Annotated in this window: 1 protein-coding gene; it reads right to left on the reverse strand. The window is 70.5% G+C overall.

Going from position 1 to position 1,550, the window contains the following annotated elements:
- Window positions 1-115: 115 nt before the first annotated feature.
- Window positions 116-1,282 (reverse strand): IS110 family RNA-guided transposase, encoded by a 1,167-nt coding sequence (locus ABHT90_RS09960; RefSeq protein ID WP_346982403.1) that lies wholly within the window; start codon window positions 1,280-1,282, stop codon window positions 116-118.
- Window positions 1,283-1,550: the final 268 nt, after the last annotated feature.

Below are 1,550 nucleotides of genomic sequence, written 5' to 3' on the forward strand. Positions count from 1 at the left end.
TTTGGGACGTGTCTCTATAGTTTTGTCAACCGCGTGCTTCGCGCCATTTCGGCATGACGCATCCGGGCGCCTGGCGCCCCCGCTTGGTTTCCTCTTCGGTTGATCCCGCCGCCCGCTAGGCCGCGTACGGGACGGCGTCGCGCATGATCGCATATATGACCTTGAGCCTCTTCCTCGCGACCGCCTTCAGCGCCTTGCTGTGCCTCATCCCCCTCGCCCTGCACTCCCCGTAGTACCTCCCGAACCTGTTGTCCGTGCCGATGAGGGAGTTGCAGCTGAATATGAGCAGGTTCTTGAGCTGCCTGTTCCCGCCGTGCTGAGGCGACGTCGACCTGATGCTGCTCCCGGAGCGCCTGTCTGACGGCGCCACGCCGCAATAGCTCGCGAGCTCGTCGTGCCCCCTGAAGGCGGATATGTCGATCGACGTCACCAGCGCCGCGGCGGTCTTGGGGCCGATCCCGGGCACCGTGAGGAGGCACTCGTAGACCTCGTCGCCCGCCAGTGAGTCGGCCACGAGCGAGTCGAGCTCCTCGATGTCGGCGTCGAGGGAGGCTATCTCCCGGGCGAGCATCCGGACCGCGACGTCCTCGCCGGCCGGGAGCCGCCTTCCCGAGCGCGACGAGGCCAGCAGCGCCTCCCAGAGCCTCCTGGCCCCCGCCGCGGGGGCGCCCGCGCGCCTGGCTGCGTTCGAGAAACTGCGCCAGCCGGCGGCCGAGCACCCGGCGGCCCCGCCGAACTCGGCCAGCATCGACACCTGCCAGCGGCTCGACGGGTCGACCGCGCCCTCGAGCGCGGGGTCGGCCTCGAGCAGGGTCGCGCGCAGCCTGTTCTTCGCGCGGGTCCTGGCGGACGACGCGAACTCGCGCTGCGACGACAGGATCCGCAGCGAGGCGGCCCCCTCGGGCTCCTCGGGCGCCGGCCTGAGGGCGCGGGGCACGCCGAGCGCGGTGCGCGCGATCACCTCGGCGTCGATGGCGTCGGTCTTCGCGATGCCGGGGAGCATCCCGCGGGCCTGCTTCTCGGCATATCCGGGCAGGTAGGCGCAGGGGTTCCCGTGCGCATGGGCGCGCGCGAGGACCAGCGCGCCGATGTTTCGCTTCTGGTCGACGACGACCAGCGCGCCGGAGCCGGCCCGCTCGAGCAGCCGGTCGATGTCGTCGGGCCTGTTTGCCAGCTCGGCCCTGAAGGCGACGCCTCCTCCCGCATCGAGCGCGCACGCGCTGTGCGAGCTCTTCCCGACGTCGATCCCCAGGTAGGCCACGGGCGTCTCTGCTGCAGGCATGGTGTATCCTCTCCCTTGAGCCGGCCGTTAGCCGCGGAAGCGACACCCACATTACCCGGCCGTGGCCCGGTCCGGGCCCGGCACATCTCTATCAGTCGTTCCCCGCGGCCCCTCCCGCCCCGGCGGCAACACGTCCCGGGCCCTCTACGGGGCAGGGGCTGACGGCCGTCCGGGGCGGTCGGCCAGCGACCACCGGTACGGCTCAATCGTATAGCCGTGCAACGGAAAAGAGCCGCCCTTTCGGACAACTCAAACTGTAATGGGGCTA

Origin of the sequence: Collinsella aerofaciens (assembly GCF_039758815.1) — a bacterium.
Taxonomy (GTDB): Bacteria; Actinomycetota; Coriobacteriia; order Coriobacteriales; family Coriobacteriaceae; genus Collinsella; species Collinsella aerofaciens_BP.

Coding starts and splice junctions, on each gene's coding strand:
- ABHT90_RS09960 (WP_346982403.1), bottom strand. CDS start 1,282: ATGCCTGCAGCAGAGACGCCCGTGGCCTACCTGGGGATCGACGTCGGG.